The sequence below is a fragment of the Ferruginibacter paludis genome (assembly GCF_030409685.1).
Lineage (GTDB): Bacteria > Bacteroidota > Bacteroidia > Chitinophagales > Chitinophagaceae > Ferruginibacter > Ferruginibacter paludis.
In genome coordinates, this window is the sequence record NZ_JAUFQJ010000008.1 from 267,475 (window position 1) to 286,071 (window position 18,597).

Below are 18,597 nucleotides of genomic sequence, written 5' to 3' on the forward strand. Positions count from 1 at the left end.
GCCCGAGGGAAAAGGTGGCCGACCTTATTAAATAACTGATAACTATAAAAAGGTCGACCACCTTCATTCGCTAAGTAAACGACATTGATTCGGAAGTATACAAAATCTGCAGTTAAATTATTGAATTCTTTGCGTTTGGGCAATCGCCTATTTGCCGGCTTTTAGTTTATCCAATAGTTCAAATTCATTTTTATACAAGACAGGTTTAGCTGTTGCGGTGGTATTTATTTCGAGTATGGTACCTTTTGCTTTATCATAAGCATTCCATTGCGGCAATCCGTTCCCGTTGGGGTTGCCGGTTTTAATAAACTGCAGCCAGTAAGTTGACATCAGTTCCTGCACATCAAAATCAGATTGCTTCCATGGCCGGTTCCATAAATGCAGTGTATGCAAAGCAAAAGGAACTTCAGATGTGTGAAAGGCCCCGTAATTGGGGAAACCCGGCTTGTCTGTTGGAACATAACCGCCTTCATAAATAAAGGTTGGCTTTTTATTATATGCTGCCATCAGATAGGCTGACAGCGATGCAAAATTCAATATAGCAAGTTTTGCCTGGCTTGCCTGTGCCTCACCATCACTGCCTGCTGGAAAAACTCTTAAGTAATCGGCGGCATTGGCGCCATAATTTTCTTTGGCCTGCTGAATAAATTTTTCTGCTGTAATATCCGGTTTACCAAATAACCCTCCATCACCTTTTACCCAACCCATCATTACAGGCACATTATTATGTTTACCCTCTTTAAATGTCTGCATAAAATCAACCGGCAAGGCGTATCCGTCCAGTGTTAGTCCCATGCGCATGCCACCCAAATCCTGGGAGGCTTTCAGTATTTCTTCAGCGGATTTATTTCTCAATTCACTGATAGATGAAGCACCTGCTTTTTTCTGTAACTCCAGCCCAATTTTTTCTGCTGATTGCAATGAAGCCGGTGCAAGACCTGCCAGCAGTCCACCACTTTCCAATATGGCACCCTGGAAAAGCCCCTTTGCCAATGGTGAAGCCAGCAAAGCATTTACGCTCATCGAACCGGCTGATTGTCCGCCAATGGTTACCTGGTTTGGATTACCGCCAAAAGCCGCAATATTTTTTTTCACCCACTGCAGCGCAGCCACCTGGTCAAGCAAGCCATAGTTACCGGATGCATTGTTTTGTTCTTTAGTCAATTCAGGATGCGCCATAAACCCGAATGGCCCTACGCGGTAATTGATGCTAACAAAAACGATCCCTCTTTTCGCCATCTCTTCCCCGTCATAAATGGCGCAGGCTGCAGACCCTGAATTAAATCCTCCCCCGTATATCCATACAAATACAGGTCTTTTTTCATTGGCTGTTTTTGCACCCGACCATACATTCAGGTACAAACAATCCTCACTCAGTGGCGCCGGAGGAGCAATAAATTCTTCCGACCAGCACAAAAAGGGTGCAGGTGTTGGCTGAACGGGACTTGCAGAAAAAGCGGTGCACTGCTTCACTCCCTGCCAGTCTGCAGCGGGTTGCGGCGCTTTCCAACGCAATGCACCCGCTGGCGGAGCAGCAAAAGGAATGCCTTTGAAAATACTGATATTGTTGTGGATATATCCCGCAACAATACCGTTGGAGGTTGTAACTATATTTAATTGCGCAGTTAAAACATGACCTGTTAAGAAGAAAAGAATGGTAGTAAAAAAAGGCTTATTAAATCGCATGACTGTATAATATTGTGTGAAGAAAGAATTTGTACTATTCATAACAACGGGTTGACAAGTTGGCTTTGTTCTATTCGTTTTTTAAGGCATCTTTTTATTATTTTGACAGTGTGGTTAAACCGCTGTGCAAAAAGATCATCCCAGGTTAAAGCCATTTTTTTTTACACTTATTTCTCTTCAATAATCAATACGCCCCAGGGCTTAAGTTGTTGCTGGCTATCTTTTAGTATGGATGAATCACCAAGTAATTCTTTGCCATCGGGATAAGGATATTTAAGACTGATTGCAGTGGCTGAATAATTAAAGTAATAATGAATCAGTTTGCCCTTTTCATTTACGCCTGATTTTGTTATTACAGGAAACGCAAGCTGCTGATCTGTTCCCCACAAGCCGGCTTTTTTTACCGCATCTTCCATTATTTTATTGGTAACCGCTGTACTTGTCATGCAGCCTATGTAAGTGGCTAACCCTTTACCATAGCTATTTTCAGTAATGGCTGCATATTTTCCCCAAACTGGATGATCATAAGCCGCTAACACTTTTGCAGATGTGGGTATAATCAATTCCATCCAGGTTGTTACTGCATTGTTCTCCTTGCCAACATTAAACGGATCGCTTTTTAAAGTAACATTTTGTGGGATGGTAAACTGGCTGTAACTGATACCACAAGCTTCATTGATAATACCTGGTTGAAGTGTTGTGCGCACCTTTACATTCTGATCGGAAAAGCCGCTTTTAAATGTATACACAATGTGACCACCGTTTTTCACAAAGCGGTTTAAATGCTGCAATAAACTATCGGGTGCCGCATACAATGCCGGTACAATAAGCAGTTTGTAATCGTCTATATTTTTGCTGGAAGGATCAACAAAATCTACCCCGATATTCATGTGGTACAACGCATCATATAATGGCCGCAGTATATCATTGTAACCTTCCCTTGATCCCCATCCAAAGCCAAACCACTTAAATGCGGTAAGCGCTTCATTGCTGAAGAGAATGGCTGCTTTGTTTGTCTTTTTAAGGTTGACTAAATGTGAGCTTAGTTTCTCAAAATCGTTGCCGATGGTTTTTGCTTCATCGTATGTTGGGTTCGGTTCAAAGTCGTGACTTAACAATCCCTTCCAGTAAGTTTCGGCTGCATTGTGAATGGAATGCCAGTGCCAGTACTCTACCATGTTTGCGCCGGAGGCCAGGTGGCTAAAAGCCTGCAGTCTTAACTGACCGGGATAAGGTACCCATTGCGGAAAACCCTGCGCTTCTGTTTCAATTACAAAATAATTTTTCCCCGCCTTCATTGAACGGGCCATATCGCCGCCAAAAGATATTTCGGTTCCGGTAAGAGCATCCTGTGTTGGATGGTAGATATCTATGCCTGCAATATCCAATGCTTTGGCTGCGGCAAAATGATCTACATCCGGCTGAACACCGTAAGAATAACCCCGCCATTCCAAATCGAAATTTTGTGTGATAAACTGGCCCGGATGTTTGTATTCCTTTACAATAGCTGCCTGCCAGCCAAGATAATCTGTTACAAGCTTGCGTTGAAACTTTGCAAATTCAGCACCCAGGCTTGCGTTGATGGTGCCGGTGGCAGATGGAAAATCATCCCAGTTATTGATCCGGTTGCTCCAGTAATCCAATCCAAAAGCTTTGTTTAAACTATCCAGTGATTTGTATTTTTCCTTCATGTATAAAACAAAAAGCTGTTGCACATTTGGCCCGGCGGTATTATAAGCTTTGGTTTCATTGTCTACCTGGTAGCCAATTATAGCAGGGTGATCTTTTACATGTTCCATTATTTTCCTGATCACCCGCTCTGCATAAAAACGAAAATTGGCATTGGTGATATCCATGTTTTGCCGGGCGCCGTATTGATTTTGTCCGGCTGGTGTTATTGCCAGTACTGCGGGATATTTTTTTACCAGCCAGGTAGGAATGGCATACGTCGGCGTACCAACAAATACACTTATACCTGCTTTATACATGGCATTGAGTACACGGTCAATATGCGAAAAGTCGTACACGCTATCCTGTGGTTCTACGGTACTCCAGGTAGATTCTGCTATCCGTACCACATTGATGCCAGCAGCTTTCATCATTTGTATATCCTTATCCAGCCGCTCGTATGGCATATACTCATCGTAATAGGCAACGCCAAAAAGCAGCTTATTCGTTGCAGGCGTTTGGGCTGATAGCAGTGTGGCTGCACCGAAAAATATTACAAGAAAGAAGGTTAATTTATTGATCATTTTGTCAAGGTGATTTTAATTAAGCAAGCTACTGATTTTATATATCGTTCTTCACTATCTATTTAGAAAGTAAGGATACTCACCCATATCAATCAACTTTTCATGAAGAAGATTTTAGCCATTTCAAGAGTTAGTTACCGCCGCCAACTGATGATTATTATGGCAGGCACGAAAGCTGTTATTTTTTACATTGGCTGTAAAGATGATTAAAAATCGCCTGGGGGAACTCTCTATTAGCCTACCTAATTTTATGGTGATTTTCAACCCGATTCCTTTGAATTTTTAATATTCGGACTCCCTCCGTGGCCGATGGGTATTGGTTCTGCTATTTGTAATTCAACAGTGTATTTTGTTTCGTGCTTCAGTAATCTTTGTTATCTTATGCCTGCAATTAACTGAATATGAAAAAATTACCCGGCTTGCTGCTATTCCTCTTTACCGCACTTTCAACACAGGCACAATACAAGGTGCGGTTTGTTTTAAAAGAACAAACCGCCATTCACCACGACAGTATTTTTATAACCGGCACTTTCAGCAACTGGGATTCAACCGCCAATAAAGAATTCCTTTTATTGCCACTGGCAGCCAGCGAAAAATCAATCACATTGACTTTAAAAGCTGGTATCATCAAATATAAATTTCACAGGGGCAGTTGGCTGACTGTTGAAAAACAGGATAACGGCGACGAGGTGCCGGATCGTACCATCACTATAAATAAAAATACTACGCTTACAGACAGTGTGCTAAGATGGCGTGATCAGATGTTTGTTGATAAATGGTATGCACTTGCCAAAGAAAAGGAAGATACCGGCCGGATAAAAATATTAGCCTCGATTGCATACGCTTATGGATTTTATAACGAATATTTCAATGCTGATTCTGCCTTGATGTATGCCCAGGAAGCACTTCAGTTACAGCAAAAAGTAATGGCTTCTTCAAACAACAAGTTATCGTACCGTTCAGACTATACAATCCAGTTGATCACGCTTCAGGAGGTAGTTGCTTCACTCATGCATTCTTTTGGAAATTATCCAAAAGCGCTGGAGTTAAGATTGGAAAATTTAAACCTGGCAGAAAAGGAAACTGATAAATTTTTACTTGTAGGCACCACCCTGAGTATTTCCAATGATTATCTTGCGATGAAAGATTATCAGCATGTATTGAGTTATGGTAAATCGGCGGATTCAATTCTAAGCAAATTAAACCCTGCTGACCCAAGGTTTCCATCAAGTAGATGGAATACAAATTTTAGCATTGTTACTGCCTTTTATAACCTGCAACTACCGGATTCTGCTTTACCCTATGCAAATCAAATGAAAATGATAAAAGGGTTAGCTTTCCCAGAGGCATACCAGGCCTCAGCCAACAGATTACTTGCAGATTTGTATGCAGCAAAAGGAGAAAACAACACTGCGCTCAACTTTTACAGACAGGCTATTCCGTATAGTGTTGATTACTGGATTGCCCCGGCTAATGTAGGTATGGCAAAGCTATTTCAAAAAGAAGGCCGCCTGGACTCAGCCCTGTTCTATGCGAGGAAGGCTTTAACTTTTTATCAAACTCAAAAAATAACTGTTCAGTCATGGGGCGAAAATTCTGATTATTTTATTGCAGAAATAAGCCCTCTCATTGCCGATCTATACAACGCAAACGGGCAGTTGGACAGTGCTTATAAGTACCTCCATCTTTCTGTATTACTAAAAGACAGCCTGTATAATTCGGGGAAAGTAAGACAATTTCAAACACTCTCTTTCAATGAATCGTCCCGCCGCCAGCAACTGGAACAGCAGCGTAAAGAAGCACAGGAGCAATACCAGACAAAAATAAAAATCTACGGGTTAATTACGGCAATGGCTGTATTTCTGCTCGTGGCCTTTGTTTTATTCAGAAATAACAAACAAAAACAAAAAGCCAATACCATCCTGCAATCTCAAAAACTGGAAATAGAAACCACGCTCGGAGAATTACGGAATACCCAAAAGCAATTGATACAGTCTGAAAAGATGGCTTCGCTTGGCGAACTCACCGCAGGCATAGCGCATGAAATTCAAAACCCGTTAAATTTTGTAAACAATTTTTCAGAGGTAAATAAAGAGTTGATTGCCGAAATGAAAGAAGCCATCAACAGCGGTAATTATGAAGAAGTAAAAACGATTGCCAGTGACATTGAACAGAATGAAGAAAAAATAAATCATCATGGCAAACGGGCGGATGGCATTGTAAAGGGTATGCTGCAACACAGCCGCACAAGCAACGCAATAAAAGAACCTACAGATATCAATAAGCTGGCGGATGAATACATGCGCCTCTCCTACCACGGCCTTCGTGCAAAAGACAAGTCTTTCAATGCAATATTGAAAACGGATTTTGATGATACAATCGGCAACATCAACATCATTCCGCCGGACATCGGCAGGGTAATCTTAAATTTAATCACCAATGCTTTTTACGCAGTAGATGAGAAAAAAAAATCAGGAATTGAAAACTATGAACCGACTGTTTTGATAAGCACAAAAAAGAAAAATGATTATGTAGAGGTTGCTGTGAAAGACAACGGCAACGGTATCCCGCAAAAAATAGTAGACAAAATCTTTCAGCCATTTTTTACAACAAAACCCACCGGACAAGGTACAGGATTAGGGCTGAGTTTAAGTTATGACATAATAAAAGCGCATGGTGGTGAGATAAAAGTACAAACCAAAGAAAACGAAGGCACTGTATTCACGATTAAATTACCAGTTTAGCGCATGATGAAAAAACGCTTCTGTCGCAGTCTTTTTTTGCGTCAGTCAGTCTACAGAACAGTGTAAAGTTTGAACATTTGGGAGGCTGCAATACCACCCGGGCCAGAACAAGACGAGTCAGAACTCAAAAAATATAATTAACTTTCTCTACCCTTTATAAAGCCGGTGCAAAATACGCATCATCACTTCATTGTCATTTAATATAAAAACCAACACATGAAACCAGCTTTACGCAAGCCTGTAATTACCATTGCTTTTATTACTTTACTTTTTGCAGCCTGTAGTAACAATAAACCAAACACAGCAAGCGATGAAATGCAGGTTGCGGCTATGCTCGACTCGTTTAATGTTGCCGCAGCAAAAGCTGACTACAATAAATACTTTAATTACTATACCAGCGACGCCATATTTACCGGTACCGATGCTACAGAGCGCTGGGATAAAAAATCTTTTATGGCCTGGGCCAAACCTATTTTTGATAAAGGTCACGCCTGGAATTTTACTGCACTGGAGCGTCATATTTATTTTGATAAAACCGGCAGCCTTGCCTGGTTTGATGAATTATTGAATACCCAAATGAAAATTTGTCGTGGCTCCGGCGTGCTCGTAAAACAGGGCAAAGATTGGAAAGTACAGCAGTACATTTTATCTACCACCATTCCCAATGAGCAGTTAGATAGCATAGTAAAAATCAAAACGCCACTGGAAGATGCAATCATTAAAAAGCTGTCAAAATAATATGGATGCTTGTTGTAATCGTTTAAAACTTAATCAAGGATAGCCGATAAGCATTCATTCCGCCACCTTTAGCCAAGTAGCATTAAAACAAAAATCACTCCTTCAAAATAAACATCCAGATGCAGGCAAAATCAATTAAAGGAAAATCACCAGGCGAAATTCAGGCTGCTTTAGAACAAAGCATGGCCGATGGTTTTAAACCAACGCTGGCCATTGTCTTTCTGTCGATCACCCAGGATAGAAAGGCCATCACCCGGGTATTGGATAACGTAGGCCTGCAGGTTTTCGGCGTAACCAGCAACGGAGAATTTACTGATGAAACGCCTGAAAAGCAATCAACTGTTGTGCTGCTGATGGATATGAAGCGGTCAAATTTTCAGATACTGCATGCTGATTACAACACTACGAATTTCAGGCAGGTGGCAGTTTCTCTCGCTTCGAAAACGCTGGAAAATATTTCCAACCCGGCTTTTTTAGTTGGGGGAAGTCATGCCAATACCGATGCAGAAGCTTTGCTAAAGGGCTTTGAAGAAGCCGTGGGGGCACATGTGGAGGTTTACGGCGGCATGGCCGGTGATGACATTACGTTTACAGAACAGTTTGTTTTCAGCAACGACTGGGAAAGCAATAAAGGGATGATTGTTCTGGCACTCGATGCTGATAATGTAACGATAAAAGGCAGGGCCACCTGTGGATGGAGGGCAGTCGGCACTTTAAAAACAGTCACAAAAAGTGAAGGCAATCATGTGTATACAGTGGATGATGTGCCGGTGCTTGACCTCACGGCAAGATATGGTGGCATAGAAAATGTTACGCCGGACAATCCGCAATTATTACTGGAGATAGCAGCCAATTTACCCATGCAATTACAACGGGAAAACGGAGATCCCGTAATGCGGCCCGGCTTGGTGATAGACTGGAATGACCATTCCTTCTATTGCAGCGGATCGGTACCGCAGGGATCAAAAGTGCGTTTTTCACTGCCGCCGGATTTTGATGTAATAGAAAAAGTAATTAGTGAAACAGCCAATATTAAAGCCACCGATATGCCGGAAGCGGATGCTGTAATTGTATTTAGTTGCGCAGGCCGCTTGCTGTCTTTCGGGCCACTCATTAATCAGGAGCTGGAAGGTATAAAAAATGTGTGGAATGCTCCAATGGCCGGTATGTTCAGCAATGCAGAACTGGCAAGGGCAACAGGCGGTAAACTGGAAATGCACAATGCTACCACCTGTGTTGTCGCCCTAAAAGAGAAATAAAATTTTATGCACCCAACTGCAGTGCTGCTATTAAGCTTCGGTTGCGTCGCACACTTGTACTGAATAACATTGCTGAACAAAAACCTACAATGAACCAGCATCTTCAACACATACTACAATTTATTGAGCAGAACAATAACATGACTGCGGAGGAAAAAAATGCGCTCCTGAAATCAATAAAAGATGCAGATAAGGAATTTGAAATAACTGCTTTTAAACTTGACCGAACGGAAAAAGTAAAAAAGACGACAGCCATTCTTTTGGAAGAAACAATTGAAGAACTAGACCACAAGCAAAAGGCTGTGGAAGCACAAAACAGGGAATTGGAAATTGAAGCATCGCTGGAAAGAGTGCGGACAATTGCAATGGGAATGAGCGCGCCCGAAGACTTGTTAAATATCAGCCAGGCGAATTATAAAGAACTAACTAAACTGGGTTTTTCTGAAATAAGAAATTCACTGATTGGCATCTTTCACGATGATAAAAATTATTTTACTGACTACGACTATTCTGATTTTTCGGGTGGCAGCATTACCAACATTCCATACAATAAAAATTCAATTATTGATAAGTCGATACAACAAATGAAGAGTGCCACCGATGCATTTACAGAATTTATTGTAGAAGGAAAAGAACTGGAAGAATGGAAAGCATTCAGAAAACAAAATGGTGAATATGAAGATACCCGGCTGATAGATGCCAATGCACTGTACTATTATTTTTATTCAATCGAACAGGGAAATGTGGGCATATCCACTTTTAAAAAAATCAGTGAAGAACAGCTCAATATCCTTAAACGCTTCCGCAATGTATTTGACCTTGCTTATAAAAGATATACAGACATCACCACTGCGGAGGCTCAGGCAAGGGAAGCGCAGATAGAAACCGGTTTGGAAAGAGTACGCTCCCGTAGCATGGCCATGCACAAAACTTCTGAATTACAGGAGGTCATCAACACAGTGCATAAAGAATTACTCAATTTGAATATTGCAATTAATGGAGGTTCGTTCATTGCTATAAATAATGATATTGAAACAACGCTCCGCTGCTGGGGCTCAGGCGGAACTGCCGACACATCAGAAGAAGTACATCTTCCGCTTTATGAAAAACCCTTTTGCAGCAATCTTATAAACGGCATAAAAAATGGCCCGGGATTTTTTACCGAAGAATATACACAGGAGGAAAAAAAAGATTTTTTCACTTTTTTATTTGAGCATGAGCCCTGGTCAAAGCTGGATGCTGAACAAAAAAAAGAAACCCTTTCAAGCCCGGGAGGATATACCCGGTCCTGTTGTGTATCGATGCATACCAGTATATTTATCATCAACCACTTTGGCGAACCATTTTCAGCGGCCGATGATGATATTCTTAAACGCTTCGGAAAAGTATTCGAACAAACCTATACCCGCTTTCTTGATCTGCAAAAAGCAGAAGCGCAGGCAAGAGAAAGTCAAATACAGCTTGCATTGGAAAGAGTTCGTGCAAGAACAATGGCAATGCAAAAAAGTGACGAGTTAGCACAAGTAGCATCATTGCTTTTTGCACAGGTAATAGCATTGGGTATTAATTGTTATAGCAGCGGGTTTACAGTTTGGGAAAACGAAAATAATGAATTGATATCGTGGATGTGCAATGCCGATGGCTCTGTTAACCCGCCTTTTAGAATGCCTGCGTTTGACATTGAGTGGCATAAACAGCAATTTCAATCCTGGAAAAATCAGGAAGAATATATCATTCATGATTTTACAGGTAACGAAATGCAGGAGTTTTACCGCTATCTAAGATCTTTTCCATTATTAGACGAAGCGTTCAAAAAATCTGAGGCCGCAGGGGTGCAAACACCTGTACGGCAGGTGCACAATGCATTTAATTTTTCTTATGGTAATTTGCTTTATATTACTTTACAGCCATCTCCTGAATCTTATACTATTTTCAAACGCTTTGCAAAAGTGTTTGAACAGACTTACACCCGCTTTCTTGATCTTCAAAGAGCCGAGGCACAGGCAAGAGAAGCACAGATCGAAGCATCACTAGAAAGAGTAAGGTCAAGAAGCATGGCCATGCATCAAAGTGCTGAACTGACAGATGTAGCGAATGTCTTATTTCAGCAGCTAAGAAATTTGGGCGGCAATTTGTGGGGCTGTGGTTTTGTATTATGCATGCCTGGTTCGGATGATGATGAAGTTTGGTTTGCCAATGAAAACGGCGTACTTCCCCCCATTGCTATTCCCCATACCAAGGATCCAACGCATAAAAAAATGTACGAAGGCTGGAAAAACAAAATGGATTTATGTAAAAACACCCTCGAAGGCAAGGCATTGAATGATCATTATGACTATATGCTTTCAGTTCCGTCAGTTAAGACGTTTTTTGAAAACATACTTGCTTCTGGTCTTTCATTTCCAACAAGGCAAACATGGCATGCCGCATATTTCAAATATGGATATGTGCTAACGATTACGTTGGAGGCATATACTGATGAACAGGTTTTTATAAGATTTGCCAAAGTATTCGAGCAGGCTTACACCCGCTTCCTCGACCTCCAAAAAGCAGAAGCACAAACCAGAGAAGCAGAGATAGAATTGGCATTGGAAAGAGTGCGGGCAAGAACAATGGCGATGCAACATAGCGATGAATTGCAGGCCGCTTCACTGCTGCTCTTCCGGCAAGTTGAGTCGTTGGGTTTACCCCCTCTTGCATGTGGTTTTAATATCTGGGACGATGACCGAAAAGCCGCAACCGCATGGATGGGGTCCATCAGTGGTCTTCTGCCACCCTTTAAAACCGACAGTTCAAAAGATGTGTACCAGAAGATTTATGAAGCTGCGCAGACAGGAAAGCCTTTGTTTGTGATAGAGCAAAGTGGAAAGGAACTGGAAGTCCATTACCAGTATCTGGCTACAATCCCAACCTTCAGGGAAGTAATCATGGAAAACTGGCGGCGGGATGGAGTTTCCATTCCAACTTTTCAGATCATTCATTGTGTTTATTTTACGCATGGATATCTTATGTTTATTTCATTTGAGCGGGTAGCTGCTTACTATGAAATTTTCAAGCGCTTTGCAATAGTTTTTGAACAAACCTATACCCGTTTTCTTGATCTGCAAAAAGCGGAAGCACAGGCAAGGGAAGCTCAGGTAGAAGCAGCTATGGAAAAAATCAGGAGCCGTTCTTTGGCCATGCATAATTCTGATGAACTGAAAGAAGTAATTGCATTGATATTTGAAAAGCTGGATGAACTAGACGTATTATTGGGCACAGTCGGCATCTGGCTTTTTGATAAAAACTCAATGAATTCATTCTTTTGGGTAGGTAATAAACTACAGGCGCCTACTAAAGTTAACCTACCTTATAGCGAAGTATTGATGAGTGGTGAAAATAACTACAGTGACAGTTGGAAAGCCTGGCTATCGGGCACCAGCTATTTCAACAAGCAATATACCCTTGAGCAAAAAAATGAATACTTTGATTATGTATTTGCCAATAATGGCTTCGATGTAATTCCTGCTGATGTACGAAAAATAATAATACAGTCAAGTCAGCATTTGGCTTGTATGATAACAGAAAAAAATACTGCTTTATTCGTAGATAGCTGGAACACTTCTTCCTACAACGAGGACCAAATTGTTGTATTAAAACGGGCAGCCAAAGTGTTTGAACAAACATATACCCGTTTTCTTGACCTGCAAAAAGCAGAGGCTCAGGCAAGGGAGGCAACCATTGAAGCCGCATTGGAAAAGGTTCGAAGCAGTTCTATGGCGATGCATAAAAGCGATGAACTTCATTCCGTGATTAGGGTTGTTACCGAACAGTTTGCACAATTGGGATTTCACTTCGATACAGCAAACTTTGTAACAAAATATACTGATGAAGGCTCTTATTGGTATATATCCACACCTGGCATCTCCACTCCTGCAGGAATGTATTGTTTAGCTACAGACATAGTCTTTTTCAAAAGGCTTTCACGAATTGTAAAGGCCGGTGAAGGATTTTACACGGAGGCATTGTCATTTCAGGAAAAAAACGAATTCTTTAGCTATGTTTTTGAAAAAACGTTACTAAAATATACTCCGGAAGACAGGAAGCAATATGTTTACAATTCAAAGGGCGCAGCGTTTTCCTTAGCGGTGTCTAAAAATGTAATTCTCTCCATTGCAAATTACCAGTTGGTGCCATACACGGTGGAAGAAAATTTAATTATCAAAAGGATCGCAAATGTTTTTGAGCAGTCTTACAGGCGTTTTCTTGATCTTCAAAAAGCAGAGGCACAGGCAAGGGAGGCACAGATTGAAACGGCACTTGAAAAAGTAAGGAGCCGCACGCTGGCCATGCAAAAAAGTGATGAACTGGCCGAAACCGCTGCCGTATTGTTTCAGCAATTGATAGCGTTGGGTATTGCACCCAACCGCTTATACATCGCTATTGTAAAAGATGAAAATGGCGCATCAGAATTTTGGATAACCGATGAGGATGGTAAGAAAATAAGTACTGCGTTCGATGCTAACCTGAATGACAACCCCTCATTTGCCAGCATGTTTGAAGGATGGAAGCAGCAAAAAAAATCGTTGATAATAGACATGCAGGGCGAAGAATTACAAAATTATTTCCGCCATCTTACCTCGTTGGGTGTACCATTTAAAAATGGCCTTTCTCAAAAAAGAAGAGTACAGGATATTGCTTATTTCAGCAAAGGTTTTATTGGCATCGCATCACCGGATGACCAACCAAAAGAAACCTTGCAATTGCTGGAACGGTTTGCGGCTGTGTTCAATTTAACCTTCACCCGTTTCAACGATTTACAAATTGCAGAGGCACATGCCCTGCAGGCGGAGCAGGATTTAATAGCCATCAAAGAAGCAAGACAAAAAGCAGAATCAGCATTAACAGAATTACAGGCCACACAAAAGCAGTTGATACAATCTGAAAAGATGGCAAGTCTCGGCGAACTCACCGCGGGCATTGCACATGAAATTCAAAACCCGTTAAACTTTGTCAACAACTTTAGTGAAGTGAGTAAGGAATTACTCGAAGAGATGAAAGAAGCCATGGATAAGGGCGACACAACAGAGGCAAAGGAAATCATGAATGATGTGATTCTGAATTTAGAAAAAATCAATCACCATGGCAAACGTGCTGATGGCATTGTAAAAGGTATGCTGCAACACAGCCGCAGCAGCAGCAGTCAAAGAGAACCCACCGATATCAATGCATTGGCAGATGAATATTTACGGTTGGCGTACCATGGTTTGCGTGCAAAAGACAAATCATTTAACGCCACATTAAAAACAAATTATGATGATGCAATTGGTAACATTAATATCGTTCCGCAGGATATTGGAAGAGTGATATTAAATTTAATTTCCAACGCATTCTACGCAGTAAATGAAAAGAATCAGTCGCTTGTTGCAAACCCTGCAGCGGTTAAATATGAACCCACCGTTTCAGTCAGTACAAAAAAAATAAATGATCAAATTGAAATCAGCGTGGCCGATAACGGAAACGGAATTCCTTCGCCGGTAAAAGACAAAATATTTCAGCCATTCTTTACTACAAAACCAACCGGCCAGGGAACCGGTTTAGGTTTATCGTTGGTCTATGATATTGTAAAAGCACATGGTGGTGAACTAAGGGTAGAAACGAAAGAAAATGAAGGTTCTGAATTTCTGGTTCAATTACCGGCAAACTAAAAACATGAAAAAAATTATTCTTTTTATTGTATTTATTTTCTTCCTGAATAGCTTCGGCTATGGCCAGAAGAATAATACCTCATCCTACCAAACCATTGACTTAAAACAGGAACTTGAAAAAGCCGGCACCGATACCAGCCGGGCACTTATCTGGGCCGGACTTAGTTACGAGTATGCCTATTCTGACTTTGATTCTTCTTTATTGTATGCAGAAAAAGCCTTAAAACTTTCTGAAAAAATTGACTTCGCCAGGGGAAAAGCAAATGCATTGATTGGATTTGGAAATCTTTACCTGCGGCAAGGTAATTATCCTGAAGCGCTGCAATACGCATTTAAGGCACTGGAACTAAGTGAAAAATTTCACTTCAAAAGAGAAAAGGCGATCAGCCTTTTGGAACTGGGCTACACCTACCAGGATTTATCAGACTATACCCTTTCCCTTGCCTTTTCACTAAAGGCAAGAGCATTATTCAAAGGAAATTCCTGGGGCGGCTACAATGTAGAAAATGAAATTGCCATCACCAATACCTATATGGCTACCAATAAAAAAGACAGCGCTTTGTTATGTATGCAAAACCTATATGATGACACCCAAAATAAAAAGACACTGGCGATCATACTGGAGGTATTGGGCAACATTCATACAAGTCTCGGCAACTATACTACTGCAAAAGAATACCTGCAGCGGGCCATTTCAATTGATACCAAAGACAATGATCTATATAGCCTTATCTGGGCCAATAACAGTACGGCAAAATTATATAAGGCACTCAATCAGCCTGACTCTACCATTTACTACGCAATAAAGGGACAAACCCTTGCTGAAAACATACAATTGAATGAAGGCATCCTGATCAACAGCCTTCTGCTTGCAACGGAATTTGAAACCAGAGATGTGGCGAAGGCGCTATATTACCGAAAAATATATGAGACGATGTACATTAAAATGTATGGGCAGGACAAGATAATAGCCTTACAAAAAACACTAGCCGAACAACAGGAAAGAGAAAGACAGGTTACTGAAAACATAAAGGCTAACGAGATCAGGTTAAAACAATTTGGTTTTACAGGTGGCCTGGCCATTCTTCTTTTGGCGGCGTTATTATTATACAGAAACAACAGGCTAAAGCAAAAAGCCAACAAGGTATTAGAGAAAACCCTCCGTGACTTAAAAGATACACAATCGCAACTGATACAATCAGAGAAAATGGCAAGCCTTGGAGAACTTACCGCAGGCATTGCACACGAGATACAAAACCCGTTAAACTTTGTCAATAATTTTAGTGAAGTAAATACAGAATTAATTGAGGAATTAAAATTTGAAAAATTAAAAGTGAATAATGAAAGAGATGAACAGTTAGAAAATGAATTATTAAATGATATTGCAGAAAATTCAAAAAAAATAAATCATCACGGTAAACGTGCCGAAGCTATTGTAAAAGGAATGCTTCAGCACAGTCGCACCAGCAGCGGGCAAAAAGAGCTTACCAGCATCAATGCTTTGGCTGATGAATACCTCCGCCTCTCCTATCACGGCCTTCGTGCAAAAGACAAATCGTTTAACGCGGTATTACAAACAGATTTTGATGAAAGCATTGGCAACATCAATATCATTCCGCAGGATATAGGAAGGGTGTTATTGAATTTATATAACAATGCATTTTATGCCGTGAACGAAAAGCAAAAAGCGGAAAGCTTAACGCATAAAACAGAAGATAAAACCTATGAACCTGTAGTAACTGTAACAACCCAAAGAACCGGCGCTCCTTTAGGGGATGGGGGTAAAGTTTTGATCTCTGTGAAAGACAATGGTAACGGCATCCCTCAAAAAATAGTCGACAAAATCTTTCAGCCATTCTTCACTACAAAACCGACAGGGCAAGGAACAGGGCTGGGTTTAAGTTTGTGCTATGACATAATAAAAGCACACGGCGGTGAGATAAGAGTGGAAACAAAAGAAGGAGAAGGAACGGTATTTATAATGCAATTGCCCATTAGCTAAATACAAATTGGTGAGCTATGCTAAGCATATATATGGCGCTTGCGTTACTTCGTCCACCTGTACGCTTAGCTCAATAATGAACAGAAAGCACAATCGAGAGACAACGAAAGATGATTAAGACACTCATGCTGGTAACAAAATAAATCTCGTTATACTATTATTAAAGCAATGGGAGTTAGACAATATTGGAAACGAATAAAAGATAGGGTATAATATTTACAAGTTAATTTTTAATTAATGCATCAAACGCTAAAGATAGTATCAGCAACAATTTTTTGGATCACATCTATTTTTTATTGCCAGGCACAAAAAAAGGATATTGATAGCTTTCAAGTAAAACTGTCTGCCATTTCACAACCGATGCAGCAATTCAATTTTATCAGGAAAGAACTTGAACATTCTAACAATACCTCCGACAATATTGATTCTTCATTGTGCATTCAATTGCTCAGCATTGCACAGCAATTAAAAAAGGATTCGTTGTTGGCCATTAGCTACAACTGGATCGGTGCTTACTTTGCTTTTAGCAAAGCCGATTATATTTCCGGGCTTGAATACTTTTTTAAAGGCATTCCGCTGGCGGAAAAAGCAAAAGATAAGCGACGCATCAGTTCTCTATACTTTGATATAAGCCTTGTGTACAGCGAATTTAAAAATTATCAAGCTGAGTATGAATACACGGTTAAAGGTGGAGAAAACCTGCCCGACCCATCGTCGCCACTTTATAATTTTATGTTGATACAATACCAGAATAACGTCTGTGGTTACTATCTCGATATCAATAAAGCCGACTCGGCTTTACATTACGCCAGGTTAAGTATTGAAACCTCAGGTAAACTTGGTATTGGCTTGTATGACATGGCCTCCATTTGTTTAACAGGAGCTGCTTATGCCCTGGCCAATGATACTGCTAATGCCGACAGTGCTTTTACAAAAGCACTAAGTATACTACCTAATATAAAACTAAGCTCTTTAAGGTCGCTTTTTTATGACACCTATATTAAGTATTTAATACAGGCTTCCCGGCTTAAGCAAGCTGCATCATTTTGCCGTCAATTTATTGATCTGGGCAATACTGCGAACAGTAATGCTATCCGGTTGAAGGCGGTTGTTTACATGCAACAGATATTTGATACGCTGCATCAAACAGACAGTGCCTATTATTACTCCAGGCAGGAGTCGAAAATAAATGCAGCTATTTTTAGCGAGGGTAATATAAACAGGTTACAGGCATTGTCTTTCCACGAAAAGTTGCGCAATATTGAAGCAATGGAAAAACAGACTGCTTATAACAATCAAATGAAGGAATATATATTAGCAGTTTGCTTGTTTTTTTTCATTGTAATTGGGATATTCCTTTATCGAAACAACCGCCAAAAGCATCATGCAAATAGTGTGTTGCAGGAACAAAAGCAAAAAGTAGAAAATACTTTAAATGAATTAAAATCTACCCAGGCGCAACTCATCCAATCAGAAAAAATGGCTTCCCTCGGCGAACTCACTGCAGGCATTGCACATGAAATACAAAACCCGTTAAACTTCGTAAATAATTTTAGTGAGATAAATAAAGAACTGCTGGAAGAGTTGAAAGCTGAACGCTTAAAGCCTGACGCAGATGGTGATTTGCAAAATGATTTAATCAATGATGTAATATCGAATGAAGAAAAAATAAACCACCATGGTAAAAGAGCCGATGCCATCGTAAAAGGCATGCTGCAACATTCACAAACAAGTACCGGGCAAAAAGAACCAACAGATATTAATAAACTGGCTGGTGAATATCTACGCCTCTCCTATCATGGGCTTCGTGCAAAAGATAAATCATTTAATGCAACATTAAAAACTGATTTTGATGAAACGATTGGCAATATCTATATCATTCCGCAGGACATTGGAAGAGTGTTGTTAAACTTAATCAACAATTCTTTTTACGCGGTAGATGAAAAGAAGAAATCGGGAGGCGAAAATTATGAACCAACTGTTTCGGTAATTACAAAAAGGATAAATGATAAGATTGAAATAAAAGTGAGTGATAACGGCAATGGTATCCCTCAAAAAATAATTGACAAAATTTTTCAACCCTTCTTTACCACCAAACCAACCGGGCAGGGAACTGGATTGGGATTGAGTTTAAGTTATGATATTGTAAAGGCACATGGGGGGGAAATAAAAGTGGCAACCGTGGAAGGAACAGGTTCAACATTGATAGTGATTCTGCCTGGCAGGTAA

8 protein-coding genes are annotated in these 18,597 nt (G+C 40.5%); 6 read left to right on the top strand and 2 right to left on the bottom strand.

Annotated elements, in window-relative coordinates; genetic code table 11:
• Positions 1-147: 147 nt before the first annotated feature.
• Positions 148-1,728 carry a carboxylesterase/lipase family protein gene (locus QWZ08_RS16585; RefSeq protein WP_290338612.1) on the bottom strand — a complete coding sequence of 527 codons (1,581 nt, stop codon included), beginning with the start codon at positions 1,726-1,728 and terminating at the stop codon, positions 148-150.
• Between the two features lie 125 nt (positions 1,729-1,853).
• The gene (locus QWZ08_RS16590) at positions 1,854-3,938 is read right to left on the bottom strand and encodes a beta-galactosidase (RefSeq protein WP_290338613.1); all 2,085 of its coding nucleotides are present in this window, start codon (positions 3,936-3,938) and stop codon (positions 1,854-1,856) included.
• A gap of 401 nt (positions 3,939-4,339) precedes the next feature.
• Between QWZ08_RS16590 and QWZ08_RS16595 the strand changes: the two genes are divergently transcribed.
• The 6 genes from QWZ08_RS16595 (at position 4,340) to QWZ08_RS16620 (ending at position 18,597) form a co-directional block, all read left to right on the top strand.
• Positions 4,340-6,682: an ATP-binding protein gene (locus QWZ08_RS16595; protein WP_290338614.1), complete on the top strand. Its 2,343-nt coding sequence runs from the start codon at positions 4,340-4,342 to the stop codon at positions 6,680-6,682.
• Between the two features lie 216 nt (positions 6,683-6,898).
• Positions 6,899-7,420, top strand: a complete 522-nt coding sequence (locus QWZ08_RS16600; protein WP_290338615.1) for a nuclear transport factor 2 family protein — start codon at positions 6,899-6,901, stop codon at positions 7,418-7,420.
• A 119-nt stretch (positions 7,421-7,539) separates the two neighbouring features.
• The gene (locus QWZ08_RS16605; protein ID WP_290338616.1) at positions 7,540-8,679 is read left to right on the top strand and encodes an FIST signal transduction protein; all 1,140 of its coding nucleotides are present in this window, start codon (positions 7,540-7,542) and stop codon (positions 8,677-8,679) included.
• A gap of 89 nt (positions 8,680-8,768) precedes the next feature.
• Positions 8,769-14,366 (top strand): sensor histidine kinase, encoded by a 5,598-nt coding sequence (locus QWZ08_RS16610; RefSeq protein ID WP_290338617.1) that lies wholly within the window; start codon positions 8,769-8,771, stop codon positions 14,364-14,366.
• Between the two features lie 4 nt (positions 14,367-14,370).
• Positions 14,371-16,368, top strand: coding sequence for a tetratricopeptide repeat-containing sensor histidine kinase (locus tag QWZ08_RS16615; protein ID WP_290338618.1), 1,998 nt, complete (start codon positions 14,371-14,373; stop codon positions 16,366-16,368).
• 237 nt (positions 16,369-16,605) lie between these two features.
• Complete coding sequence (locus tag QWZ08_RS16620; RefSeq protein ID WP_290338619.1) at positions 16,606-18,597, top strand: sensor histidine kinase; 1,992 nt, start codon at positions 16,606-16,608, stop codon at positions 18,595-18,597.

Bases quoted from the DNA above. Each gene is read 5' to 3' on its own strand.
- QWZ08_RS16585 (WP_290338612.1), bottom strand. From the start codon at position 1,728: ATGAATAGTACAAATTCTTTCTTCACACAATATTATACAGTCATGCGA.
- QWZ08_RS16590 (WP_290338613.1), bottom strand. From the start codon at position 3,938: ATGATCAATAAATTAACCTTCTTTCTTGTAATATTTTTCGGTGCAGCC.
- QWZ08_RS16595 (WP_290338614.1), top strand. From the start codon at position 4,340: ATGAAAAAATTACCCGGCTTGCTGCTATTCCTCTTTACCGCACTTTCA.
- QWZ08_RS16600 (WP_290338615.1), top strand. From the start codon at position 6,899: ATGAAACCAGCTTTACGCAAGCCTGTAATTACCATTGCTTTTATTACT.
- QWZ08_RS16605 (WP_290338616.1), top strand. From the start codon at position 7,540: ATGCAGGCAAAATCAATTAAAGGAAAATCACCAGGCGAAATTCAGGCT.
- QWZ08_RS16610 (WP_290338617.1), top strand. From the start codon at position 8,769: ATGAACCAGCATCTTCAACACATACTACAATTTATTGAGCAGAACAAT.
- QWZ08_RS16615 (WP_290338618.1), top strand. From the start codon at position 14,371: ATGAAAAAAATTATTCTTTTTATTGTATTTATTTTCTTCCTGAATAGC.
- QWZ08_RS16620 (WP_290338619.1), top strand. From the start codon at position 16,606: ATGCATCAAACGCTAAAGATAGTATCAGCAACAATTTTTTGGATCACA.